22 protein-coding genes and 1 pseudogene are annotated in these 24,621 nt (G+C 71.5%); 11 read left to right on the top strand and 12 right to left on the bottom strand.

Features of this window, described 5'->3' with window-relative positions; genetic code table 11:
* The first annotated feature begins 197 nt into the window (after positions 1 to 197).
* From OG276_RS25950 to OG276_RS25930, 5 genes are all read left to right on the top strand, one after another.
* Positions 198 to 890, top strand: coding sequence for a FadR/GntR family transcriptional regulator (locus OG276_RS25950; protein WP_266909098.1), 693 nt, complete (start codon positions 198 to 200; stop codon positions 888 to 890).
* 113 nt (positions 891 to 1,003) lie between these two features.
* Positions 1,004 to 1,486 carry a hypothetical protein gene (locus OG276_RS25945; protein ID WP_266909097.1) on the top strand — a complete coding sequence of 161 codons (483 nt, stop codon included), beginning with the start codon at positions 1,004 to 1,006 and terminating at the stop codon, positions 1,484 to 1,486.
* Positions 1,487 to 1,553: 67 nt separating this feature from the next.
* The gene (locus OG276_RS25940) at positions 1,554 to 2,171 is read left to right on the top strand and encodes a bifunctional 4-hydroxy-2-oxoglutarate aldolase/2-dehydro-3-deoxy-phosphogluconate aldolase (protein ID WP_266909096.1); all 618 of its coding nucleotides are present in this window, start codon (positions 1,554 to 1,556) and stop codon (positions 2,169 to 2,171) included.
* A gap of 8 nt (positions 2,172 to 2,179) precedes the next feature.
* A complete protein-coding gene (locus OG276_RS25935; RefSeq protein ID WP_266913113.1) occupies positions 2,180 to 3,163 on the top strand; it encodes a sugar kinase in 984 nt (327 codons plus the stop codon).
* 398 nt (positions 3,164 to 3,561) lie between these two features.
* Positions 3,562 to 3,777 (top strand): zinc ribbon domain-containing protein, encoded by a 216-nt coding sequence (locus OG276_RS25930; protein WP_266909095.1) that lies wholly within the window; start codon positions 3,562 to 3,564, stop codon positions 3,775 to 3,777.
* Here OG276_RS25930 and OG276_RS25925 read toward each other — a convergent pair.
* The 4 genes from OG276_RS25925 to OG276_RS25910 are packed head-to-tail and all read right to left on the bottom strand — an operon-like array spanning position 3,774 to position 9,061.
* Positions 3,774 to 4,433: an O-methyltransferase gene (locus tag OG276_RS25925; protein WP_266909094.1), complete on the bottom strand. Its 660-nt coding sequence runs from the start codon at positions 4,431 to 4,433 to the stop codon at positions 3,774 to 3,776. The two genes, OG276_RS25930 and OG276_RS25925, sit on opposite strands and share 4 nt — an antisense overlap.
* 19 nt (positions 4,434 to 4,452) lie before the next feature.
* Entirely contained in the window at positions 4,453 to 5,283 is an 831-nt protein-coding gene (locus OG276_RS25920; RefSeq protein WP_266909093.1) for an HAD family hydrolase, read from the bottom strand.
* Positions 5,280 to 7,898 (bottom strand): phosphoribosyltransferase, encoded by a 2,619-nt coding sequence (locus OG276_RS25915; RefSeq protein ID WP_266909092.1) that lies wholly within the window; start codon positions 7,896 to 7,898, stop codon positions 5,280 to 5,282. Before OG276_RS25915 ends, OG276_RS25920 begins: the two co-directional genes overlap by 4 nt.
* Positions 7,895 to 9,061 carry an HpcH/HpaI aldolase/citrate lyase family protein gene (locus tag OG276_RS25910; RefSeq protein WP_266909091.1) on the bottom strand — a complete coding sequence of 389 codons (1,167 nt, stop codon included), beginning with the start codon at positions 9,059 to 9,061 and terminating at the stop codon, positions 7,895 to 7,897. Before OG276_RS25910 ends, OG276_RS25915 begins: the two co-directional genes overlap by 4 nt.
* Positions 9,062 to 9,254: 193 nt before the next feature.
* On the opposite strand from OG276_RS25910, the gene OG276_RS25905 reads away from it, so the two are divergent.
* A complete protein-coding gene (locus tag OG276_RS25905) occupies positions 9,255 to 10,013 on the top strand; it encodes a TerD family protein (protein WP_266909090.1) in 759 nt (252 codons plus the stop codon).
* Between the two features lie 43 nt (positions 10,014 to 10,056).
* Here OG276_RS25905 and OG276_RS25900 read toward each other — a convergent pair whose 3' ends face one another.
* The 6 genes from OG276_RS25900 to OG276_RS25875 all read right to left on the bottom strand — a co-directional run bounded on the left by OG276_RS25900 (position 10,057) and on the right by OG276_RS25875 (position 14,714).
* Positions 10,057 to 10,797: a Tellurium resistance gene (locus OG276_RS25900; protein WP_250745558.1), complete on the bottom strand. Its 741-nt coding sequence runs from the start codon at positions 10,795 to 10,797 to the stop codon at positions 10,057 to 10,059.
* 148 nt (positions 10,798 to 10,945) lie between these two features.
* The gene (locus OG276_RS25895) at positions 10,946 to 12,061 is read right to left on the bottom strand and encodes a DUF475 domain-containing protein (protein ID WP_266913111.1); all 1,116 of its coding nucleotides are present in this window, start codon (positions 12,059 to 12,061) and stop codon (positions 10,946 to 10,948) included.
* A 25-nt stretch (positions 12,062 to 12,086) separates the two neighbouring features.
* The gene (locus tag OG276_RS25890; RefSeq protein WP_266909089.1) at positions 12,087 to 12,662 is read right to left on the bottom strand and encodes a TerD family protein; all 576 of its coding nucleotides are present in this window, start codon (positions 12,660 to 12,662) and stop codon (positions 12,087 to 12,089) included.
* Between the two features lie 214 nt (positions 12,663 to 12,876).
* Positions 12,877 to 13,452 (bottom strand): TerD family protein, encoded by a 576-nt coding sequence (locus OG276_RS25885; protein ID WP_266909088.1) that lies wholly within the window; start codon positions 13,450 to 13,452, stop codon positions 12,877 to 12,879.
* Positions 13,453 to 13,612: 160 nt separating this feature from the next.
* The gene (locus tag OG276_RS25880; RefSeq protein WP_266909087.1) at positions 13,613 to 14,071 is read right to left on the bottom strand and encodes a peroxiredoxin; all 459 of its coding nucleotides are present in this window, start codon (positions 14,069 to 14,071) and stop codon (positions 13,613 to 13,615) included.
* 217 nt (positions 14,072 to 14,288) lie between these two features.
* Complete coding sequence (locus OG276_RS25875) at positions 14,289 to 14,714, bottom strand: DUF3052 domain-containing protein (RefSeq protein ID WP_243329420.1); 426 nt, start codon at positions 14,712 to 14,714, stop codon at positions 14,289 to 14,291.
* Positions 14,715 to 15,160: 446 nt separating this feature from the next.
* On the opposite strand from OG276_RS25875, the gene aceE reads away from it, so the two are divergent.
* Both aceE and OG276_RS25865 read left to right on the top strand, forming a co-directional pair.
* On the top strand, positions 15,161 to 17,893 hold the full coding sequence (aceE, locus tag OG276_RS25870; RefSeq protein WP_266909086.1) for a pyruvate dehydrogenase (acetyl-transferring), homodimeric type: 2,733 nt from the start codon (positions 15,161 to 15,163) through the stop codon (positions 17,891 to 17,893).
* A gap of 72 nt (positions 17,894 to 17,965) precedes the next feature.
* Positions 17,966 to 18,691: pseudogene (locus tag OG276_RS25865) on the top strand (potassium channel family protein); the annotation flags it as partial.
* Positions 18,692 to 18,974: 283 nt separating this feature from the next.
* Here the strand turns inward: OG276_RS25865 and OG276_RS25860 are convergent.
* Both OG276_RS25860 and OG276_RS25855 read right to left on the bottom strand, forming a co-directional pair.
* Positions 18,975 to 19,505, bottom strand: a complete 531-nt coding sequence (locus tag OG276_RS25860; RefSeq protein WP_266909085.1) for a peptidase inhibitor family I36 protein — start codon at positions 19,503 to 19,505, stop codon at positions 18,975 to 18,977.
* Positions 19,506 to 19,766: 261 nt separating this feature from the next.
* Complete coding sequence (locus OG276_RS25855; RefSeq protein WP_266909084.1) at positions 19,767 to 21,383, bottom strand: MFS transporter; 1,617 nt, start codon at positions 21,381 to 21,383, stop codon at positions 19,767 to 19,769.
* Between the two features lie 91 nt (positions 21,384 to 21,474).
* Between OG276_RS25855 and OG276_RS25850 the strand changes: the two genes are divergently transcribed.
* The 3 genes from OG276_RS25850 (at position 21,475) to OG276_RS25840 (ending at position 24,461) form a co-directional block, all read left to right on the top strand.
* A complete protein-coding gene (locus tag OG276_RS25850) occupies positions 21,475 to 22,134 on the top strand; it encodes a TetR family transcriptional regulator (RefSeq protein WP_266913109.1) in 660 nt (219 codons plus the stop codon).
* 259 nt (positions 22,135 to 22,393) lie between these two features.
* A complete protein-coding gene (locus tag OG276_RS25845) occupies positions 22,394 to 23,533 on the top strand; it encodes an alpha/beta hydrolase (RefSeq protein ID WP_323182414.1) in 1,140 nt (379 codons plus the stop codon).
* A gap of 73 nt (positions 23,534 to 23,606) precedes the next feature.
* Positions 23,607 to 24,461 carry a DUF4429 domain-containing protein gene (locus tag OG276_RS25840; protein ID WP_266909083.1) on the top strand — a complete coding sequence of 285 codons (855 nt, stop codon included), beginning with the start codon at positions 23,607 to 23,609 and terminating at the stop codon, positions 24,459 to 24,461.
* Positions 24,462 to 24,621: the final 160 nt, after the last annotated feature.

Here is a 24,621-nt window from a genome sequence, read left to right as displayed (position 1 = left end):
TCCCGCGTACTGGACGTACTCGGGAGCCCCGGCAGTGCGGCGAGGTCCGGTGCGCGGGCGGACGGAGAGGGCGGAACTGTTGATTCCGGTAGCGCCTCGCAATAATTGCTAATTAACGATTACTTGTGCAACTCTTTGCCAAGCCATGGGGACAAGTAGGGACTAAAGTCCCATCTGCACGAAAAGGGAAGCACGAAATGGGTGGAGGTGAAGCCGCGTACGCCGGCCGCGGGGTCCACAAGGCGGCCGTGGAGGAGCTGGCGCGCAGGATCTTCGACGGCACCTACGGAGAGGGAGCCACGCTCGACCTCCCCCACCTCCTCGAGGAACTCGACGTCAGCCAGACCGTGCTCCGCGAGGCCATCAAGGTGCTCATGGCCAAGGGTCTGCTCGACGCCCGCCAGAAGCGCGGCACCTTCGTGCGGCCGCTCGCCGACTGGAACCTCTTCGATGCCGACGTCCTGCGCTGGAAGCTCGCGGGCGGCCCGCCCGTCTGCTTCTTCTCGGACCTGCTGGACCTGCGCCGCGCGATAGAGCCGGCCGCGGCCGCACTGGCCGCCGAGCGGGCGACCGTACAGGACCTGGCCGCGCTGGACGCCGCACTGACGGCGATGGCGGCGAGCGGCTCCGATCCGGTGCCGCACGTACGGGCGGACGCCTCGTTCCACCTGGCGCTGCTGACGGCCTCGCACAACCTGTTCTTCACGCAGATGTACCGGGTGATCATCCCGGCCCTCGTGGAACGCGACCGGGCTGTGCACGAGGGGGACTTCGAGCACCCGCACGCGATCCACCAGGCCGTGGTCGACCAGATTCGGGCCGGGGACCCGGACGGCGCCTACATGGCCGTGCTCGACCTCCTCGACATGGCCCAGCGCGACCATCCGTAGAGCAACCACCCGTAGAGCGACGACCCGTAGAGCAACCGCCCGTAGAGCGACCGCCCCTAGAGCCCGCCGACACCGTCCTGCCACCCCTTGCACAGGAGAGGACACCGTCCGCAGTGAAGATCACCCGCATCGAGACGTTCATGGCGCCGCCGCGCCGGATGTTCGTACGCGTGGAAACCGGCGACGGCGTCGTCGGCTGGGGCGAACCCGTGGTCGAAGGGCGTGCCGAGCCGGTGTGCGCGGCCGTGGAGGTGCTGTCCGAGTACCTGATCGGCCAGGTCCCGATGCGGATCGAGGGCGCGCTGGTCCGGCAGATCGAGGCGGGCTTCACGGCCGTCAAGATGAACGGCTGCGGCCGCATGAGCCCCATCTCGCAACAGTCGATCGGCATCCCCTATGACCAGGGCGCCGAGCTCCTCGACTACGTCACCGACCCCGAGCCGTTCCGCTTCGACACGGGCTCCCTGGTCCGCACGGAGCGGCCGGGCCTCTGCGTCGAGGTCGACGAGGCGGCCGTCCGCGCCGCCGACAAGAAGGGCCACACCTGGCGCAACCCGGTGTGGCGCCACGAAGACGGCTCCTTCGCCGAGTGGTGAGCCCCCACCACCACCCGGCAGGATCCCCACCCCCCCACCCCCCACACATCAGAAGGCAGGCATTCCCATGGAGTTCGGCGCAGCGCTGCGACAGGAGCGGCTCGTCGCCATCGTCCGCGGACGGGACGCGGAGGCGTCCTTCCGTACCGTCATGACCCTCGTCGAGGAGGGCGTCCCGCTCATCGAGGTCTCCCTCAGCGGGATCGACGCGCTGGACGTCATCGTCCGGGCCCGCAAGGAGCTCGGCGACGAGGCCTGGCTGGGGGCCGGCACGGTCCTCACCGCCGAGGACGCCCAGCGGGCCGCCGACGCCGGGGCCAACCTGATGGTCACCCCGGGGCTCGGCGCCGGCGTGGACGAATCCGTCCGGCAGGGGCTGCCGGTACTGGCCGGGGTCATCACCCCGACCGAGGTCATCGCGGCCGACGCGGCGGGGGCCTCCGCGCTCAAGCTGTTCCCCGGCACGATCGGCGGACCGGCGTACCTGCGGGCCCTGCGCGCCCCCTTCCCCGACCTGCCGTTCGTACCGGTCGGCGGGGTGGACTCGGCCGCCGCGGCCGAGTACCTGTCCTCCGGCGCGGTGGCGGTCGGCATCGGCTCCCCGCTGATCGGGGACGCGGCCGACGGCGGCGACCTGTCCGCGCTGCGGCGCCGGGCGGCGGAGTTCAAGGCGGCCTGCGCGTGACCGGGCCCATGACCGTGACCGGGACCGTCACCGCACCCGAGGTCCTCACCTTCGGGGAGACGATGCTCGCCCTGCGCGGTAGCGGGCCGCTGCGCCTCGGTGGGTCCATGGAGGTCTCCGTCGCGGGCGCCGAGTCGAACGTCGCGATCGGTCTGGCCCGGCTCGGGCACGCGGTCCGCTGGGCGGGTGCGGTCGGCGAGGACGAAGCCGGTGAGCTGGTCCTACGGACCCTGCGTGCCGAGGGCGTCGACGTCCGCGGAGCCTCCTTCGACGACGGCGGGGCCCCGACCGGGCTGATGCTCGCGGAGCCGAGGCTGCCGGAGGTGACGCGGGTGCACTACTACCGCGCGGGCTCGGCGGGCTCCCGCCTCAAGGCGTGTTCCCTGGAGCGGGCCTTCAGGGCGGCCCCGCCGAAGGTCCTGCACCTGACCGGGATCACCCCGGCGCTCTCCCGCTCGGCGCGCTCGGCCTGCGCCCTCGCCCTGCGGCTCGCCGCCGAGCACTCGGCGCTGGTCTGCCTGGACGTGAACTTCCGGTCCCGGTTGTGGTCCTCGGAGGAGGCTGCGGAGGTGCTGCGCGGGTGGGCGCCGTCGGTGGACGTGCTCATCGCCTCCGACGACGAACTCCCCCTGTGCCTCCCGGCGGAGGGGCCGGGTGACCCGGCCGCCCAGGCGAAGGAGCTCCTCGCCCTCGGGGTCGGCGAGGTGGTGGTCAAGCTCGGCGCCGCCGGCGCGACGGCCTACACGGACGACGGCCGGACGGTGCACGCCCCGGCGCGGCCCGTCCGCGCGGTCGACACGGTCGGCGCCGGCGATGCGTTCGTGGCGGGCTACCTCTCGGCGTTCCTCGACGGGTCGACCGCGGAGGCCCGCCTGGACCGGGCGGTCACCACGGGCGCCTTCGCGGTGGCCTCGCGGGGCGACTGGGAAGGCGCCCCCACGCGCGCGGAGCTCGGTCTCCTGTCCGCCCCGGCGGGCACGGTGGTCCGCTGAGCCCCGGCGGGGCCTGGCCGACACGGGGGTGCGGCCCGGCTCCGCCGGTTCCGGGGGCCCTGCGGGGCGGAGTCCCCTACCCGCCCTTCCACCGTTCCCCGGGCGCTGCCCGGACCCCGGTCCTCAGACGCCGGACGGGCTGGAAGGGCCCCGGGCTGCGCCCGGACCCCCTGGGGCTCCGCCCCGGACCCCGCGCCTCAAACGCCGGCGAGGCTGAATTTTGCCGCGCAGTGGCAAATCCAGCCCGTCCGCGGTGTGAGGACCGGGGTCCGGGCAGGCCCCGGGGAGCGGGCGAAGGGCGGGTAGGGGACCTCGCCCCGCAGGGCCGGCCCATCCGCACCCCGGATCCGGCGCGCGGGGATTCCGGAGGCCGGTCGCCACTGCGTAGCCTGTACCGCATGCCCCGTTACGAATTCCGCTGCCGGACCTGCGAAGACACCTTCGAGGTCAGCCGGCCCATGGCCGAGTCCTCCGCGCCCGCCGACTGCCCCGCCGGGCACGCCGATACCGTCAGGCTGCTCTCCGCCGTCGCCGTCGGCGGGACCAGCGCAGCCCCCGCCGCGCCCATGGGTGGCGGTGGCGGAGGCTGCTGCGGTGGGGGCGGCTGCGGCTAGCGCTTGCGGGACAGGGTGATGCCGTCGGAGATCGCCAGCAGCACCGACTCCATGCGGGGGTCCGCCGCGACGTGGTCGTTGTAGGCCTGGACCCCCGCCGCCCCGCCGGTGGCCGCCGGGTCCAGCACCGTGCCGTGGTACAGCGTGTTGTCCGTGACGAGGAGACCGCCCGGGCGCAGCCGCGGTACGAGCTCCTCCCAGTAGGCGATCTGGCTCTGCTTGTCGGCGTCCATGTAGACCATGTCGATGTGCGGCTCCGCCGGCATCGCGCGCAGCGTCTCGATCGCGGGCGCGATCCGCAGGTCGATGCGGTCCGCGACCCCGGCCTTCGCCCAGGCCTCGCGCGCGTACGCCGTCCACTCCTCCGAGACGTCGCACGCGATGAGGCGTCCGTCCGCCGGCATGGCCTGCGCCATCGACAGGGAGGAGAAGCCGGTGAAGGTGCCGATCTCCACGATGTGGCGTGCACCGGTCAGCCGGACCAGGAAGGCCAGCAGCGGCCCCTGCTCCTCCGCCGACTGCATTCCGGCGGAGTCCGGGAACACCTCGTAGGTGGTCGCCACCAGCCCCCGCTGGACCTCGTCCAGCGGGGGGTTGTGCGCGAGCACGTACTGGTAGAGCTCGTCTGTGATCTTCGTGCTGTTGCCCTTGGTCATGGGGCCAGTGTGCCCAAGGTCAGGCGGCCGGTGCACCCAGTCGGGCCACTTCGCGGGTGAACGCGCGCACGATCTCCTCACCGGCCAGTACGCCCGCCTGGGCCAGCGCCGTCACGTGCGGAGCCGTCCAGCCGGCGTCGGCCAGCTCCCCGTGGCCCGGCCGCCAGGCCGTGTCCGCCGCGAGCAGCAGGTCCGCGTCGAGCAGCGAGTCCCCGGCGGCCAGCGTGCTCGTGGCCCCCACGCGCCGGGCCACCTCGTGCATGGCCGCGCTCTTGGTCAGCGGCCGCGGGACGGCGTAGATCTTCCGGCCCTGGAGCGAGACGGTCCAGCCGCGCGCCTCGGACCATTCCGTCAGCGCCTTGATCCACTCCGCGGGGACCAGGGCCCGCTCCACGACCAGGTACGCGAACAGGTCCTCCGCCACCCGCGCCTTGCGCAGCCACGCCGGGTCGGTGACGGACATCAGGTGCGCGTGCATCTCCTCCAGCGGCACGGACTCCGCGGCGAGCCGCGCCGCGACCTGGCGGCGCCAGTCCCGGTCCGGGACTCCGTCCACGAGGAGCTGGCCGCCGTTGGCGCAGATCGCGTACTTCGCCGGCCGTCCGGGGAAGCGGATGCGCTGGTACTGCTTGCGGGTCCGGGTGGTGGTCGGCACGAACACCGCGCCCGGGTCGGCGGACAGCTCCGCCAGCAGCCCCGCCGCCGTCTCCGTCATGTACGACAGCGGCTTGCTCTCGTGCACCTCCACGCACAGCAGCCGCGGGGCCACCGGGTCGGGCATGGTCAGGCCGAGCGCGGCCGCCGAGTAGATGAGCGTACGGTCGAGGTCACTGGCTACGAGAACGGTCACTTGGTGGCCACGGCCTTTCCGTCGGCGCCCGTGGCGCCGCGCGTGAATCGGGGATGGATGAGTCCTACGCAGCTGTAGGGCAGGCCGTCGACCTCTTCCACCGGCACCCCCCGCTGCTCCGCGAGGAGTCGTACGTGGTCCAGGTCGGCCCCGGCGCCGCGCTGCGCGAGGATCTTCCACGGCACGCGGCGCAGCAGCACCCGCGTGGTCTCGCCGACGCCGGGCTTCACCAGGTTCACGTCGTGGATGCCGTACTCCTCGCTGATCCGCTCCACCGCCCGCCAGCCCACCCAGGTCGGCGTGCGGTCGGCGGCGAGGAGCTCCTTGACCTCGGCGTCCACGGCCTCGGCCACCTCCTCGAAGTGCGCGGCGACGGTGTCGACGAACGCGACGGAGACATCGGCCCCGGCGAGCTCGCGGTAGAACTTCGCGCCGTGGAAATCGGCGGGCCCGACCAGGTCGGACCTGAGCACCGTACGCGAAACCAGTCCGGAAACAGTGGAATTGAGACAGGCGGAGGGGATCAGGAAGTCCTCGCGCGTGCCGTACGTCTCCACGCACGAGCCGGGGTCGGCGAGGACCACGATCTCCGGGTTGAAGCCCTCGAACTCGCCCAGGGCCTCCCGCAGTTCGCGGGTGATGGCCCCCTTGCCGGTCCAGCCGTCGACGAAGACCACGTCGGCCGGATCGTGGTGGGCGGCCAGCCAGCGCAGCGCGTTGGCGTCGATGCCGCGGCCGCGCACGATGGAGACGGCGTAGTGCGGCAGGTCCAGGCCGTGCCGGGCCTGCGCCCAGCGCCGCATCAGCACGCCCACGGGGGTTCCGGCGCGGGCGAGGGAGACGAGGACGGGGGACGGGGAGCGCTCGGCGAGGACCGTCTCGGTGACGGTTCCGACGGCGCGGGCCATCCGGGCGGCGGAGGCGGTCAGCGCGCTCTGGTAGAGCTGCTGGTACTCCGGGGACGGCTGGAACTCCACCGGCAGCGATTCCGCGTAGTGCGCGCCGCCCGCCTGGATGGCCTCCTCGCGCTCCTCCGTCGGGGCTTCCAGCTCCACGTCGGAGAGGTCCTGGAGCAGCCAGCCGACGTCCTCGGCGGCGTAGGAGGAGAAGGCGGGCCCGCGCAGTGGTTCGCCCAGTGCTTCGCCCAGTGCTTCGCGCGGGGGCTCGGTCATGATCGGCTCCTGCCGGTCGGGTACGTACGAAGGTATGACCGCCAGCAGGACCCGGCCGGTGTGCGGCGCGAGGGCCGCGAGCAGGCCGGTACGGAGCTCGGCGGTATCCCCGGCCGAGTCCACGACGGCGACCACGGCGTCGAAGCCGGCGTCCGCCGTGCCGGCCGTGCCGGCGACGTTGTACGCGTACCGGTCTCCGGGGCCGTCGGCCGGGTCGTCGTGGGCGGGGAAGACGAGGCGGGTGCGGATCGCGTAGCCGGGGTCGTCCACGGCGAGCACCGGCGAGCGGGTGGTGGTGGAGAAGCGGACTTCGGCAGCGGCGCCGGACGCCTCCAGGGCTTGCGCGAGGCGCAGCGGGGCGTACATCAGCTCCTCGTTGCCGAGTACGAGGACCCTTGCGGGGGCCGCGCCGAGCGCGGCCTTGAGCCGGTCCGCCATGGCCGGCAGGGCGGCCTCCAGGCGCTCCCGGTGGGCCGGGGTGAAGCCGTGGCGACCGCCGTCGGGTATCCCGGCCGGCCAGTCCAGTTCCACGCGAGTGGTCGGGTGCGGGTCGTCTGCCGGGGCGCTGCCCCGGACCCCGCTGCTCAAACGCCGCAGGGGCTGATTTTGCCCACCCCCGGGCTGCGATTCGCCGGCCACGGGCTGAGATCCGGCAGAGGCGGCAGCGGCCGAAGCGGCCTCCGCCTCGTACCGCTCCACCAGCGCCTGCCCCTTCTCCAGCACCCCCTCCGGGAGGGAGACCGTGCCCGAGGCCAGGGATATGAGGTCCACCCGCGCCCCCAGCTCCCGCGCGAAGGCGACCAGGCGGTCGCGGTCGGCCGGGGAGCGCATGTCGACCAGGGCGACGACCACGTAGTGGCCGCGCGGGTGGCGGGCGTGGAGGTCGGCGATGGTGTTCAGGACGGTGTTGCCGGTGGAGAACTCGTCGTCGACGAGGACCAGCGGACCCGAGCCCGCGAGCAGCTTCGGGTCCTCGGGCAGCAGCAGGTGCGAGGTGGCGTGCGAATGCGCCTCCTCGAAGCCTCCCGCGGCCTCCACGCCGGGCACGGGGCGGCGGGTGGAGTGCAGGTACGGGGCGCTGCCCAGGCCGTCGGCCACGCAGTGGCCCAGCCCGGTCGCGGTCTCCGCGTACCCGAGGACCACCGCCGAGGCCGCCTCCGCGTCGCCCAGCAGCTCCCGGACCCGCTCGCCGAGCCCGTACCCGGCGCCGTACACGGCCGCCGGGGACTGCGGGACGTGCTTGCCCAGCACCCGGGACACGAGCAGGTGGGCCCGCTTGGGGTTGCGCCGCAGCGCCAGCCCGAGGAGGTCTTCCAGCGCCGGCCCGCCGGTCCCGGTACCCGTCGCGTCCTGCAGGCTCACGCCCAGCCGGTCCGCGACCCACGTTCCCGACCACACCGCTTCGATCTTCTTGCCCTTCTTCGCAGTCAACGGCCCGCTCACACCTGGAGCCCGGCCGTGAGGAGATCGACGAAGCCGACCTCCTCCTTCGCCACACCGAAGACCTCGGCGCGCAGCATGGTGCGCTCGGCCCAGGCCCGGTGGGGCTTCACCTCGTTCATCTTGTTCGTGTAGGCGGAACGCATCACTCCGCCACCTCCGCTCTCGGGGCGCAGGATGTCTTGAGCATCGCTGAACTCCTCGTGCGACACCACCGAGAGCGCGTGGACCGGGGTGACGTGGGCGGGGTGGATGCAGGTCTTGCCCAGCAGCCCGTTGGCCCGGTCGAGCTCGATCTCGCGCAGCAGCCCGTCCAGGTCGTGCTCGATCAGCGCGGTGCGCAGCTCCTCGACGCCCTCCTCCAGGAAGGGGCTGCGGCGCAGCTGCGGCTTGAAGAGGCGCTGCTGGCTGCGGAAGTACTCCCACACGGGCCCGGTGACGGTGAAGCCGGTGCCGTCGGCGCGGCTGAGCACGTTGACCACGTCGGCGATCACCCCGGCGACGATCTGGACGTCGTAGGCGGTCATGTCGGGGGTGCGCCGCAGCCCGTAGGCGGAGCAGAAGTCGGTCACGCCGAGGCGCAGCGCCAGGACCCGCTCACGGTACTTGTTGACCGTGCGGGAGATACCGGCGAGGGCCTCGACCCGGGTCTCCAGGTGGAGCAGTTCGGGGGTCTCCAGGACGGGCATCGCGTACAGCCGCGGCTGTCCGCTCGCGGCCTCCGCCTGGGCGACGGCGTCGAGGAAGGCGATGCCCCGGCTCTCGCTGAACTTGGGGAGCACGAATCCGGCCAGTCGCGCCGCCGAGCCGCCGAGCCGGTGCACGATGTCGGGAATCTGCTCGGGCTCCCGGACGCGGATGAAGAGCAGGGGGAGCTCCGCCGGGTCCTCGTGGAGGGCGGCGAACTGCCGGACGAGGTTCTCCTCGCCGCCCGCCACGTCCGCGTCGCTGATGGAATCCTCCAGGCAGAGGACCATGGAGACGACTCCGAGGCCGGCCTGCTTGCGGATGTCACGGGCGAGCTGGGGCCGGGTGGCCGGGCTGTAGAGCGTGGCTCCCAGGGCGGCCGCGAGCGTGGCGGAGGGGGAGGCGGCGGTGAACTCGGCCGGCTCCTGGTGGAAGAGGTCCTTGCGGACCATGGGCGATACGTGCCCGAAGTGACGCATGTGCTTCCCCCGTACAGGCTCGGCGGCCGATCTGGCATGGCCGGTAATAGTACGTACGAACGCGAGTCAAGAGTTCCTCAAGCACATGAAATCCAGGTAACCCTCTTGCACCATGCCCAGGTCTCGCGATCCGGACAAGGTCTACGGGGGGCCGCATTGTCCCGGTCCCGCCCGGGAGGGCAGGATGACCGGCATGACGCACGCGATGCAGAAGGGCTCCAACATCCCCGTGGCCGCCGTGGCGGTCCGCGCGGTGCTGCGCTGGACCGGAGGGCCCGACGTGCCCGACGTGGACGCCTCCGCGCTGCTCGTGGGAGCGGACGGGCGCGTGCGCTCGGACGAGGACTTCGTCTTCTACAACCAGCCCCGCCACCCCTCCGGGGCCGTCTGGCGGCTCGGCAAGAAGCAGCTCGGCGACGGGATCACGGACGCCGTCCAGGCGGACCTCAGGGCCGTCACCCCGGCCGTGGACCGGATCCTCGTCGTGGCCTCCGCCGAGGACGTCCCCTTCGAGCGGGTCCACGACCTGCGGATCCTGCTCTACGACGCCACCGCGACCGGCGTCTCCGAACCGCTGGCCTACTTCGACGTACGGCCGGAAACGGGCGCCGAGACGGCGCTGATCTGCGGCGAGCTGTACCGGCGGGCCGACGCGTGGAAGTTCCGCGCGCTCGGCGAGGGCTACTCCAACGGGCTCGTGGGCCTGGCCACCGACCACGGGATCTCCGTGGACGAGAACGCCCCCGCGGCCCAGGAGCAGGGGCAGGCACAGGGGCAGGGGCAGGTCACGTCCGCCTCCCCCGCGACCCCGGCTCCGCCCACCCAGGCCCCGCCGGTCTCCCAGCCCGCCTACGGCTACCCGCAGCCGGTGTCCCAGCCCCCGGTGCCGGCCCCGGCCGGCGACGCCGCCTTCCGGCTGCCGGCGCAGGGCCCGCAGTTCATCCGCCGGTGAGCGGCGGCCGGGCCGAGCGGCCCGGCCGGCCCGTCCGCCTCCGTCAGGTCTTCGTCTTGTAGCCCCGGCCCCACTGGAGGCCCCACCCGTACAGCCGGTCCAGCTCGGCCTGGAACCCGTACACGAAGGTGACCTCGCGCCGCACGATCAGCTCTCCCTTGACGTTCTCCAGGGAGACGACGGCGCAGGAGCGGGCGTGCGGGTGGCGCTCCTCCAGCGGGATCTCGATGCGCGGCCCGGTGATCGGGTAGAGGGTGACCAGGGCGTGCGTCCGGTCGAAGGCCGGGGTCTGGTCGTAGATGTACACGAAGACCAGCAGCCGCTTGATCTCCTCGGCGTGGTCGAGATTGACGAAGATCGTCTCGCCGGAGGGCGCCCCGAACCGGTCGTCCCCGCTGAGCTTGACGTATGGCGGGCTGTTGATGTCCCCGTGCAGGTTCCCCAGCGGCTGGACGACTCCCCGGGTGCCGTCGGTCAGCTCGTAGAGGCAGCCGATGTCGAGGTCGACATTGACCATGCCCTGGGTGTGCGCCTGCACCATGTCGGGTTTGAACAGTTTGAACGGATGCCGGAAGAGCTGCCCGCTCTGGCCCGCGCTGCGGCCTCCTATGTCCGAGGTCCGCATCCGCCAGGAGAGGTTCACGCGCAGATTGCCGTGCACCGCCCCCTGTTTGGTGAGCGACACCGTCGGATGGCGTTTGGTCAGCTCGATCGCGTTCGACGAGGCACTGCCCGACTGGAACTGCGTGCCACGGCTGCCCCTGATGCCGTCGAAGAATCCCATCCCCACAACCCCCCTGATCCCTTGGCCTGCTTGGTCCTCCGGCGGCATGCCGGCACTCCGGCGTCCCGACATGCGGACGGGGCGGCCCGACAGGTCCGTGGACCCGCCGGACCGCCCCGCACTTGAGCGTTCCGCATTACCGCCGTGATCATGCGTCGGCGGTGGAACCCTCCAGCTCCAGGCGCTTGTTGCGGCGCACCGAGGACCAGAAGGACCATCCGATCAGCACGACGCCGACGAGGCCGGTGATGACCTCGTTGATCTCGTACTGGATGGTGACGAGCAGGATGACGGCGAGCGCGCCGATGGCGTAGTGCGCGCCGTGCTCCAGGTAGACGTAGTCGTCGAGGGTGCCCTGGCGGACCAGGTAGACCGTCAGCGACCGGACGTACATGGCACCGATACCGAGGCCGAGGGCCATGATCACGATGTCGCTGGTGATGGCGAAGGCACCGATGACCCCGTCGAAGGAGAAGGAGGCATCGAGGACTTCGAGGTAGAGGAACATGAAGAACGCGGCCTTGCCGGCCATGGCGACGGCGGAAACGGGCTTGCCGCTCTTCTTCGCCGCCTCCTCGGCCTCGTGCTCGTGCTCCTCCTCTTCCTCCAGCTTGTTCTCGAAGTAGCCGGAGAGGCCGCCGACGATCATGTAGGTGATCAGGCCGAGGATGCCGGAGATCAGGACCGTCTGCGCCTTGTCCACGTGCGTGCCGCCGTGCTGGTGCGCGTTGACGGCGAAGGTCATCGAGGTGACGACCAGGACGATCAGCGCGATGCACGCCGACAGCATGTCGATCTTGCCGAGCTTGGCGAGCGGGCGTTCCAGCCAGGCGAGCCACTTGATGTCACGGTCCTCGAAAATGAAGTCGAGGAAGATCATCAGCAGGAACATGCCACCGAAGGCGGCGATGGACGGGTGGGCGTCCGTCACGAGCTGCTTGTACATGTCCTGGTCGCGCACCGCGAGTTCGACGGCCTCGATCGGTCCGATCTTGGCGCTGATCGCGACGATCACGATCGGGAAGACCAGGCGCATGCCGAACACGGCGATGAGAACACCGATCGTGAGGAAGATCTTCTGCCAGAAGGCATTCATCTTCTTCAGGATTCCGGCGTTGACCACCGCATTGTCGAAGGACAGGGAGATCTCCAGGATGGACAGGATCGCAACGATCCCGAAGGCCTCCCACCCCCCGTAGAGCACCGCTGCGACCAGTCCGAGCGCAGTGACTGCGAACGACCAGCCGAAGGTTTTCAGAACCACTGGCATCCCATCGTGTTGTACGGCTTTACGAAACGTTGACCCCGAAGTCTAGAGCGATGCCGCGGAGCCCCGACGCGTACCCCTGCCCCACCGCACGGAACTTCCATTCGCCCCCGTACCGATATACCTCGCCGAAGATCATCGCCGTCTCGCTGGAGGCGTCCTCGGAGAGGTCGTAGCGGGCCAGTTCCTGGCCGTCCGCCTCGTTCACCACGCGAATGAAGGCATTGCTGACCTGGCCGAAGCTCTGCATGCGAGCCTCGGCCTCGTGGATCGAGACGGGAAAGACGATCTTGTCCACACCGGCCGGGACCTTGCTCAGGTCGACGATGATCGACTCGTCGTCGCCGTCACCCTCGCCGGTGAGATTGTCCCCCGTGTGTTCGACGGAGCCCTCGGGGCTCTTCAGGTTGTTGTAGAAGACGAAGTACTCGTCCCCGAGCACCCGGCCGTTGCTGCACAGCAGTGCGCTGGCATCGAGGTCGAAGTCGGCGCCCGTGGTCGAGCGCGCGTCCCATCCGAGGCCGATCAGAACCCGGGTGAGGTTCGGTGCGGCTTTGGAGAGGGAGACATTGCCCCCCTTGGCGAGTGTGACGCCCATGTTGTGGTCCTCCCCGGACGACGGTGGCGGTGTGGCGATGCGACGGTACGGCGTGTGGCGGTACGGCGTGTAGCGCTGCGGCGTGCAGCGCTACGGCGGTGCGGCCGTACCGCGGTGAGGCGGTGAGGCCGGCGGAGCCGTAAAGCCGGTCCGGCGCCGTACACACGAGTGCACGGCGCCGGACGGATGGAACGACTGCTCGGGTGGAGCAGGCTCAGACGTTGACGCCGAAGTCCTGCGCGATGCCGCGCAGGCCCGAGGCGTAGCCCTGGCCGATGGCACGGAACTTCCACTCCGCACCGTTGCGGTAGAGCTCGCCGAAGACCATGGCGGTCTCCGTCGAGGCGTCCTCCGACAGGTCGTAGCGGGCGAGCTCGGTGTTGTCGGCCTGGTTCACGACGCGGATGTAGGCGTTGCGGACCTGGCCGAAGCTCTGCTGGCGGCTCTCGGCCTCGTAGATCGAGACCGGGAAGACGATCTTGGCCACGTCGGCGGGCACGCCGGCGAGGTTCACCTTGATCGCCTCGTCGTCGCCCTCGCCCTCACCGGTGGTGTTGTCACCGGTGTGCTCGACCGAGCCGTCGGGGCTCTTCAGGTTGTTGAAGAAGACGAAGTTCGAGTCGCCGGTGACCTTGCCCTGGTCGTTGGCCAGGATCGCGCTGGCGTCGAGGTCGAAGTCGACGCCGGTGGTGGTGCGAGCGTCCCAGCCCAGACCGACGATGACCGCGGTCAGGTTCGGCGCGGCCTTGGACAGCGAGACGTTGCCGCCCTTGCTGAGGCTGACTCCCACGGGTCCTCCATAAGGTTTTGTGTGGGGCGGGGCCCCGTCGTGCGGTTGCTACCGGATCAACGTTTCGATCCTAGTGACGGGTTCCCGCCTGTACGGGCTTATTCGAGGCGAACGGGCCCGCGTGCCTGGCGGCACGTGCCCATGAGCCTGCGACACGGACTCAGAGGCTGTCGAGAGCCTTGATGTACTCGTTCAGGTCACGCGCGTCGGGCAGTCCGTTGACGACGGTCCAGCGCACGATGCCGTCACGGTCGATGACGAAGGTGCCGCGCACCGCGCAGCCCTTCTCCTCGTCGAAGACCCCGTAGGCGCGGGAGGCCTCCCCGTGCGGCCAGAAGTCCGACAGCAGCGGGTACTCCAGCCCCTCCTGCTCGGCGAAGACGCGCAGGGTCGCCGCGGAGTCGTTGGAGACCGCGAGGAGCTGCACGTCGTCGTTCTGGAAGCGCGGGAGCTGGTCGCGCAGCTCGCAGAGCTCGCCGGTGCAGACGCCGGTGAAGGCGAAGGGGTAGAAGAGCAGCACGACGGCCTTCTCCCCCCGGAAGTCGGAGAGCCGCACGACCCTGCCGTGGTTGTCCTTGAGCTCGAAGTCCGGGGCCTTGCTGCCGACCTCGATCGCCATCTGTCGCATCCCTTCGTCCCGCATCCCTGCGTTGGGCTGTTCGGGTGATCCCACCTTATGGGTCCCCCGCTCGTGGGTCCGTCGCTCATGGGTCCGCCGCTCGTGGCCGTGCCGCGCCCGCGGCCCCTGCCGGTCCGCCGCGAAACGCACGCACCCCGCCCACCGGGAAGCTTCCGGCGAACGGGGTGCGTGTGTCCGCATGGCTGCGGGGCGCGGCTCAGCGCTTGGACTTGGCCGTCTTCGGAGTCGCCAGCTTGGTGGCGGTCCACTCCTTGCCGACGGGAAGACCCTTGGCCAGCGAGAGGCCGGCGGTCTCGGCGGCCTCGCTGATGTCGCTGGCCTCGACGAAACCGTCCTTGCCGGTCTTGGGAGTCACCAGCAGGATCAGTGCGCCGTCCTCGACCAGCTCGGTCGCATCGACCAGGGCGTCCGTCAGGTCGCCGTCGTCCTCCCGGAACCACAGCAGAACCGCGTCTGCGACATCGTCGTAGTCCTCATCGACGAGTTCGGTGACGTGATCCTCTACGGCATCACGGAATTCCTGATCGACGTCGTCGTCGTAGCCGATCTCCTGGACCACCTGTTCGGACTGGAAACCCAGCCTGGCGGCCAGGTTCTCCGCGTGGTCCGCGGTCGCGCTCACGGGGTGCCTCCTGCTCATGTTCGGTGAATGTTCTTCGGCGGCGCGCGTACGCGCAGCATTGGGCGTAGTCCACACGGGCGCGGCGGATCGCGCAAGTACCCGGCCGCCGAGACCGTCGAAACGGTGACGATTGCGGCCGTCTCGCCGCAACTTTCAGCCCTTCCGGATGTACCCCTGGTGATTCATCCCACACCATTCCACCTCATTCGGCACGGCCTCGGGACTTTCGCACCTGTTTGAGGGACGAACGGCCTTGCGAAGGGGTTGATCGACATGGGCGTAAGGTTGCGGTTTGGGCGTTGTCGTCGCCGCAGCCAGCACAATCCCGCCACCTCCAGGGATTACCCAACGGTAAAGATGACGATTTCTGCCGAGCGTAAGACCATGGGAGGCGGCGAGACCCAGTTGCAGCTTCAGCACGACTCCCCCGACAGCGAAGGAACAGCGTGGCTTCCGCATCCGATCGCAATCCGATCATCATTGGTGGCCTGCCGAGTCAGGTACCGGACTTCGATCCGGAAGAGACTCAGGAGTGGCTCGACTCCCTGGACGCCGCGGTCGACGAGCGGGGCCGTGAGCGCGCCCGCTACCTGATGCTGCGGCTGATGGAGCGGGCCCGCGAGAAGCGCGTGGCCGTGCCCGAGATGCGCTCCACGGACTACGTCAACACGATCGCCACCAAGGACGAGCCCTTCTTCCCCGGCAACGAGGAGATCGAGCGCAAGGTCCTCAACGCCACCCGGTGGAACGCGGCCGTCATGGTCTCGCGCGCCCAGCGCCCGGGGATCGGCGTCGGCGGTCACATCGCCACCTTCGCCTCCTCCGCCTCCCTCTACGACGTGGGCTTCAACCACTTCTTCCGGGGCAAGGACGAGGGCGACGGCGGCGACCAGATCTTCTTCCAGGGCCACGCCTCGCCCGGCATCTACGCCCGCGCCTACCTCCTGGACCGGCTCTCCGAGCAGCAGCTCGACGCGTTCCGCCAGGAGAAGTCGAAGGCCCCGTACGGCCTCTCCAGCTACCCGCACCCGCGGCTCATGCCGGACTTCTGGGAGTTCCCGACCGTCTCGATGGGCCTCGGCCCCCTCGGTGCGATCTACCAGGCCCGGATGAACCGGTACATGGAGGCCCGCGGCATCGCGGACACCTCCAAGTCACACGTTTGGGCGTACCTGGGCGACGGCGAGATGGACGAGCCCGAGTCGCTCGGCCAGCTCTCCATCGCGGCACGCGAGCACCTGGACAACCTGACCTTCGTCGTCAACTGCAACCTGCAGCGCCTCGACGGTCCGGTCCGCGGCAACGGCAAGATCATGCAGGAGCTGGAGTCGCAGTTCCGCGGCGCCGGCTGGAACGTCATCAAGCTGATCTGGGACCGCTCCTGGGACCCGCTGCTGGCCCAGGACCGCGACGGCATCCTGGTCAACAAGCTGAACACCACCCCGGACGGCCAGTTCCAGACGTACGCCACCGAGACGGGCGCGTACATCCGCGACCACTTCTTCGGCGGCGACCACCGGCTGCGGGCGATGGTCGAGAACATGACCGACCAGCAGATCCAGCACCTCGGACGCGGCGGCCACGACCACAAGAAGGTCTACGCGGCGTACGCGGCGGCCAAGGCCCACAAGGGCCAGCCGACGGTGATCCTCGCGCAGACGGTCAAGGGCTGGACCCTGGGCCCGAACTTCGAGGGCCGCAACGCGACCCACCAGATGAAGAAGCTGACGGCCGACGACCTCAAGCGCTTCCGCGACCGCCTGCACATCCCGATCACGGACGCCCAGCTGGAGGACGGCGCGCCGCCGTACTACCACCCGGGCCGCAACTCCCCCGAGATCCAGTACATGCACGACCGCCGCAGCGCGCTCGGCGGCTACGTGCCGACCCGCGTGGTGCGCGCGAAGCCGCTCCAGCTGCCGGGCGACGCCACGTACGCCGCGGCCAAGAAGGGCTCGGGCCAGCAGTCGATCGCCACCACCATGGCCTTCGTCCGCATCCTGAAGGACCTGATGCGGGACAAGGAGATCGGCAAGCGCTTCGTGCTGATCGCCCCCGACGAGTACCGCACCTTCGGCATGGACGCGTTCTTCCCTAGCGCCAAGATCTACAACCCGCTGGGCCAGCAGTACGAGGCCGTCGACCGCGACCTGCTGCTCGCGTACAAGGAGTCGCCGACCGGCCAGATGCTGCACGACGGCATCTCGGAGGCGGGCTGCACGGCCTCGCTGATCGCCGCGGGTTCGGCGTACGCGACGCACGGCGAGCCGCTGATCCCGGTCTACGTCTTCTACTCGATGTTCGGTTTCCAGCGCACGGGTGACCAGTTCTGGCAGATGGCCGACCAGCTGGCCCGCGGTTTCGTCCTCGGCGCGACCGCCGGCCGGACCACCCTCACGGGTGAGGGCCTGCAGCACGCCGACGGCCACTCCCAGCTGCTGGCCTCGACGAACCCGGGCTGTGTGGCGTACGACCCGGCGTACGGGTACGAGATCGCGCACATCGTCAAGGACGGTCTGCGGCGCATGTACGGCCCCGACGCCGAGGACGTCTTCTACTACCTGACGGTCTACAACGAGCCCATCCAGCACCCGGCCGAGCCGGCCGGCGTGGACGTGGACGGGATCCTCAAGGGCATCCACCGGATCTCCGAGGGCACCTCGGGAGCCGTCGGGGCGCAGATCATGGCCTCGGGCGTGGCGGTGCCGTGGGCGCTGGAGGCGCAGCGCATCCTGGCCGCCGAGTGGAACGTCAAGGCGGACGTCTGGTCGGCGACCTCCTGGAACGAGCTGCGCCGCGAGGCCGTCGCCGTGGAGGAGCACAACCTGCTCCACCCGGAGGAAGAGCAGCGCGTCCCGTACGTGACGACCAAGCTGTCCGGCGCGGAGGGTCCGTTCGTGGCGGTCTCCGACTGGATGCGGGCGGTCCCGGACCAGATCTCGCGCTGGGTGCCCGGCAACTACACCTCGCTGGGCGCGGACGGCTTCGGCTTCGCGGACACGCGGGGCGCGGCCCGGCGCTTCTTCCACATCGACGCGCAGTCGGTGGTCCTCTCGGTGCTGACCGAGCTGGCCAAGGAAGGCAAGATCGACCGCTCGGCGCTGAAGCAGGCGATCGACCGGTACCAGCTGCTGGACGTCCGGGCGGCCGACCCGGGCGCGGCGGGCGGCGACGCGTAGCAGCCACCCTTCCGTAAGGGGCGCCGGGACACCTGTCCCGGCGCCCCTTATTCGTTCCTTACGATGCTCCGCATGAAGCAACCCTCTCCCCAGGCGCGGTGGGAGCGCCGGACGCAGACCCCGCTGCTGGTGCTCGCCCTGGGTTTCGCCGTGGCCTACGCGGTGCCCATCGTCCTGCCCGACGCCAGCCCGGCGGTGCACAGCGCCTGCAGGCGCGCCGAGTGGGTGGTGTGGGCCGCCTTCGCCGCCGACTACCTCGTCCGGCTGGGTCTGGCGCAGTCCAAGAGGGCCTTCGTACGGACCCACTGGATGGACCTGGCGGCGGTGCTGCTGCCGATGATCCAGCCACTGCGGCTGCTGCGCGTGGTCTCGACGCTGATGCTGGTGGGGCGGCGGGCGCGGATGGCCCCGCAGATCCGGCTCACCACGTACGTGGCGGGCTCGGTGGTCGGGCTGCTGATGTTCGGCTCGCTCGCGGTGCTGAGCGTGGAGCGGGACGCCCCCGACGGCAACATCAAGAACCTCGGGGACGCCCTGTGGTGGTCGGTGACCACGATGACGACGGTCGGGTACGGGGACCACTCCCCCACCACCGGGCTCGGCCGGCTGCTGGCGGTGGGGCTGATGCTGTCCGGGATCGCGCTGCTGGGTGTGGTGACCGCCAACATCGCGGCCTGGTTCATCTCCCGCTTCGAACGCGACGACCGGGTGGAGCGCGCCCAGACGGCGGCGATCGCCGAACTGACGGCAGAGGTACGGGCGCTGCGCGGCGAGGTCGCCCGGCTCGGCGGGTCGGCTCCCGCCGGGGCGGCCGGGGCGGCCGGGGCCGCGCTGGTGACCGGGTTCGCCGGGTCCGGCGGGTTCGCCGGGTCCGGCGGGTCCGGCGGGTCCGGCGGGTCCGGCGGGTCCGGCGGGTCCGGCGGGTCCGCCGGGTCCGCCGGGTCCGCCGGGTCCGCCGGGTCCGCCGGGTCCGCCGGGTCCAACGGGATCCCGACGGCCGCGGGGCCCGCCCCGGAGCCCGGCCCGGGCGCGGGCATCGGCGCCCAGGGCGGACCGGTCCAGGCGGGCGACGGCAGCGCCGTCAGCGCTCCCACACCTTGAACGCCCTGACCTGGTAGGGCGACTGGGGCAGCCACACCCCGTCGCCCGGGTAGGTCTGGAACTCCCCGGTCTCGGCGCATTCGGCCGACTGGTAGGTGGTCACCGGGCGGCCGGTCCGGTTGGTGAGGGACTGGGCGGTGGTCCCGGCGGGCAGGGCGGTGCAGCTGTTGATGTCGAGGGTGCTCAGCTCGTGGGTCGTGCGGGCGCCCTTGAACTCGGGCTTCGCCCACAGGCACAGCTGCCCGGTGGCGCAGGCCCCGAGCGCCGGCGGCCCGGCGGCCCGCCCCTTCGCCTTGGTCCGCCCGGAGGCCCGTACCGGGGCCGGAGCATCGGCCCGGGCCGCGGCCTGGGTCCGGGCCGGAGCCTGAGTCCGGGCCTGCAGGGGAGCCTGCGCCGGGGCGCGGCCCGCCGCGTGGGCGGATTCCGCGGTGCCCGGGATCAGCAGGGTGGCGGCGAGAACGGTGGCCGTGGCGGCGGCGCGGCCGGAGAAAGTGGTGTTCCACGTACGCATGACGGGTCAACTCCTGGTGGACGTACGGGCCCCGGACCGTTTCCGAAGGCTCCGTCGCACCACGCTGACCTGCGCGGACGTCCCGGCGGAAGGGGCCGCGAGCGGGTCCACCCTGATAGGCGACAGCCCCGCCGGAACCGTCCGGCGGGGCTGCTGGGGCCCCGGAGTTGACGCCTCCGGGACCCCTCGACCGCCACGGGCGCGCGGCCGGCGGCACAGAGCCAGCGGGGCACTGTGCACGGCCAGGCGGCCGGGGCGGGGCTAGATGTGGGCCGCGCCCGCCCCCGCCGCCGCGTTCTCGCCGCGCTTCGTGAAGCCGGCCACGACCGCGGCGAGTACCGCGACCACGCCGGCGACGGTGAAGGCGGTGCTCATCCCTGACACGAACGTGTCGTGCGCGACCCCCGTGATGGTCGCCGCGACCTGCTCCGGCGTGCCCGCCGGGACCGGGGAGATGCCGACCTGGATGCCCTTCACCGCGAGGTCCGCCTGCTCCGGGGTGAGCGGCGGCAGCCCGGCCCCGGTCCAGTTGCCCTCGAAGACGCTGCCGACCTTGCTGGCCATGACCGCGCCGAGCACGGCGGTGCCCAGGCTGCCGCCGACCTGCATGGCGGCCTGCTGGAGTCCGCCGGCCACGCCCGAGAGCTCCAGCGGGGCGTTGCCGACGATGACCTCGGTGGCGCCGACCATGACGGGCGCGAGCCCGAGGCCCATCAGGGCGAACCAGAGCGACATGGTGAGGGTGGAGGTGCCCGGGGTCAGCTGGGCCATCCCGAAGCAGGCGACGGCGGTGGCGACCATGCCCGCGACGAGCGGCAGCCGCGGGCCGACCTTGGTGATGGCCAGGCCCGCCAGCGGCGAGCCGACGATCATCATCCCGGTCAGCGGCAGCAGGTGGAGGCCGCTGTCGACGGGGCTCATGCCGTGGATGTTCTGCAGGTAGAAGGTGACGAAGAACAGCCCGCCCATGAACGCGAAGGCCATCAGGACCATCAGCACCGTGCCCGCGGACAGCGGCACCGAGCGGAACATCCCGAGCGGGATCAGCGGCTCGGAGACGGAGTTCTCCCAGAAGGCGAAGGCCACGAAGCACAGCACCGACCCGCCGAGGAAGGCCAGGGTCTTGGTGTCCCCCCAGCCCCATTCGGAGGCCTTGATCAGGGCCCAGATCAGCGAGAACATCCCGGCCGACAGCAGCAGGATGCCCAGGACGTCGAAGGAGCGCGGGGCCTTCTCCGCCCGGTGGTCGACCAGGATGAACAGGCCGAAGGCGAGCGCGATGATGCCGACGGGCACGTTGATGAAGAAGACCGACTGCCAGCTCACGTTCTCGACGAGCAGGCCGCCGACGATCGGCCCGGCCGCGGTCGAGGCGCCGATGACCATGCCCCAGATGCCGATGGCCATGTTGAGCTTCTCGGCGGGGAAGGTCGCGCGCAGCAGGCCCAGCGCGGCCGGCATCAGCAGCGCTCCGAAGACGCCCTGCGCGACGCGGAAGCCGATGACGAGCTCGACCCCGTCGGAGAAGCCGATGGCCGCCGAGGAGACGGCGAACCCGGCGATGCCTATGAGGAAGGTCTGGCGGTGGCCGAAGCGGTCGCCGAGCTTGCCCGCGGTGATCAGGGAGACCGCGAGGGCCAGCAGGTAGCCGTTGGTGATCCACTGGACGTCGGCGAGCGAGGCGCCGAGGTCCTTCTGGATCGCCGGGTTGGCGACGGCGACGATCGTGCCGTCGAGGGTGACCATCATGACGCCGATCGCGACGGCGAACAGGGTGAGCCACGGGTGGCCCCGGAGGCCCGTACGAACCGGCGGGAGGCCCGGTTCCTTGTCGAGCGAGCGTGCGTCCCCGCCGTCGACGGTCATCTGACTAGTCATGCGGACAGGTTAGTGACAGCGACTGACACTTCACAGACCGGTTCGTCAGACAGTCGTTGTCAGGTCCGTCACAGGTACCCTGACCGCCGTGATGACCGATCAGCGGCCCGCGCCCGCACCGGCCGCCGGACTGCGCGAGCGCAAGAAGCAGCGCACGCGCGACGCACTGCTGCGCGCGGCCCTCCTCCTCTTCATCGCCCAGGGGTACGAGGAGACCACCGTCGACGAGATCACCGACGCCGTGGACGTCTCCCAGCGCACCTTCTTCCGGTACTTCGCCAACAAGGAAGAGGTCGCCTTCGCCGTCCAGGACCTGGTCGAATCGCACTTCGTCGCGGCGCTGCGCTCCCGCCCGCCCGCCGAGGGCCCCTTCGAGGCGATGCGTTCGGCCGTGCTCGACGCCTGGGACACCGTCGACGAGGCCATTTCGGACCTGGTCCCCATCGACCTGTACATGCGCAGCTACCGGCTGATCGAGTCCACCCCGGCCCTGCTCGCCGTGCACCTGCGCCGCTCCACCGACCTGGAGGAGCAGATCGCCCGGCTGATAGCCGAGCGCGAGGGCCTGGACGTGGACACCGACCCGCGCCCGCGGGTGGCCGTCGCCGCGTTCACGGGCGTGATGCGCGTCACCGGCCGGCTCTGGGGACAGGGCGAGGACACCAGCGTGGCCGCCATCCGGCGGATGACCGAGGCCTACCTCGACCAGATCGGCCCGGCCCTGGCCGCCGACTGGCGCCGGCCCGCCTGACCGGCGCAATCGCCTCCGGCCGGGCGAAGGTCCCGTACGGGTACGGACGCCCGCGCACGCGGGTCCCGTACGGGCGCACCCGCCGGCGGGGCGTCCCACGGTCGGCGGTGACTCCCGTCACCCGGCGCGCAGGCAGCCGCCGAGGTCTCCTAGGCTGGGCGCAGTGAACCTGCCCGGCCCCGCCCACGCCCACTCCGCCGACGCCCCCGCGCGCCCGGCCGCCCTGCGCGCCCTGCTCGCGCTGGCGGTGGTCTTCCTGATGCTCACGACCACGGGCTGGACCGCCGTCTACCGGCCCGCGAGCGAGCCGTCCCCGCGCGAGGCCGCGCTCGCCTCCTGGGCGGCGTCCCGCTTCGAGGGCCGGGCCCTGCCCGCCCCCGATGCTCCGGCGCCCGTGGTGGAACGGTTCTTCGCGCGCCTCGACGGCGCCCAGCGCGCCCGGCTCGCCGAGGGCCACCCGCTGGTGGTCGGCAATCTCGACGGCGCGCCGCCCGGCGTCCGCTACCGGGCCAACCGGATGGCCCTGCAGCGGGCCGTGCTGGTCGAGTCCGCCCGCGCACACGACATCACGCTGGCCCCCGCCGACCGCGCCGTCGCGGCCCGGCGCGCCCACCGCTTCGAGTCCCTCGCCGAGCCCGGCCGGCAGATCCTCGTCTTCGACCCGACCGGCGGCGCCCTCGTGGCCGAGGTCTTCGGCGACCTCGGCGGGGCCCGCCGGGTCTCGGTGGTCGTCCCCGGAGTCGACACCGACGCGCTCACCTTCGAGCGCACGGTGCGCCGGCTGACCTCCCCCGTGGGCATGGCGGAGTCCCTCTACGGGGCCGAGCGCGCGGCCGCCCCGGACGGCCGGACCGCGGTCATCGCCTGGGCCGGCTACACCGCCCCGACCGGCGTCGGCATGGACGCGGCGACCGGGCGCCTCGCCGTGGACGGCGCGGCCAGGCTGCGCTCGCTGACCTCCGCGCTGCCCGGAAAGGCGAGCGTGGCGCTGTTCTGCCACAGCTACGGCTCGGTGGTGTGCGGGGTGGCGGCGCACGAACTTCCGCACCGGGTCACGGACATCGTGGTGGCGGGCAGCCCCGGGATGCGCGCCGCGAACGCCACCGGACTGGGCACCTCGGCGCGGGTGTGGGCGATGCGGGACGCCGGCGACTGGATCGCGGACGTGCCCCACCTGGAGTTCGGGGGCCTGGGCCACGGGGCGGATCCGGTCTCCGCGGAGTTCGGCGCACGGGTCCTGTCGGCGGCCGGAGCCAAGAGCCACACCGGCTACTTCGAGCCAGGGACCGAATCCCTGGACAACTTCGCCAAAATCGGAACCGGTGCGTTCGGTTCCACGGTGTGCGCCGCCGGGGACGACACGTGCCGACGCGGAACATCCGGGACGGACGGTCCCTGACCGCTCGCCCGACCCGAAATCGGACCTCACGGCGGGGGGACGCACGGGGGTGCCTCCCTTTACGATGTGCCGCATGGGTGACGTACTGGCCGGAAACCATGCCGTCTGGGAGTTCGACCGCACCACGAACTCGCTCATCATCCGCTTCGCACGGGGGATACGAACGCCCAGACTCTGGCACGCCCTGGGGGAACGCCGGGTTCCGCTCGAAGCGTTGTCCGGGGTGGGCCTGACCGTGGGACGGCGGGACACCGTGGTGCTGCACGCCCGCGTACGGGTGGGAGCGGACCCGCTGATGGAGGCCGCGGCGGGGCAGCTGAGGGAGACCTGCGATCCGTACCGGCTGGTGCTGCCCGGTGGCGGCGGCGGGACCGGACGGGCGGCGGCCTTCACCGAGGCCCTGCGCGAGCGGCTGGGACCGTCCGGACCGGCCGAGCGGTTCCTCGTCCACGTCCCGGAGCCGCCGGCCACGCTGAAGGCGTACGACGCCCGGCTCGCCTTCGACGGCGGCGCCGTCACCTTCCACTGGTCGCGCACCGGGGCCACCAGCGCCAAGTGGAAGGCGGGCGACCAGCGGTATCCGCTGGCCGCCCTGACCGGACTGTCCTGGCACTCCCCGGAACGGTCCGGCGGGCACCTGCGGCTCCTGCCCCGCGAGGGCGCCGGGGATCCCCGGCCGGACCACGATCTCGCCTCCGCGGTCTTCGGCGTGGGGTACGGAGCCGTGCACGAGTCGCTGCCGTTCGCGGCGGCGGTGCTCGTGGGGTTGCGGGCGCGGGCCGTGGTCGCCTCCGGCGCGGTGGGGTCTTCCGTGCCCGGGCCGCGGTCCTGGGAGCGGATCCAGCATCTCGCCGAGCTGCACAGTGCGGGGCTGCTCACGGACGCCGAGTACCGGGCGCTGCGGGACCGCTTCCCGGCCGGGGCCTGACCCTGCGGGGGCCTCGCGGCGCGGCCCTGCGGGGCTGTCCCCTACCCGCCCTTCCCCCGTTCCCCGGGCTCCGCCCGGACCCGCGCCTCAAACGCCGGCGGGCTGGAATTGCCCTCCGGCTTCGGGTCCGACGCCGGCCAAAATCCAGCCCCGCCGGCGT

Source organism: Streptomyces sp. NBC_00086 (assembly GCF_026343255.1).
Lineage (GTDB): Bacteria > Actinomycetota > Actinomycetes > Streptomycetales > Streptomycetaceae > Streptomyces.
This window is presented reverse-complemented; position numbering and strand designations above follow the sequence as displayed.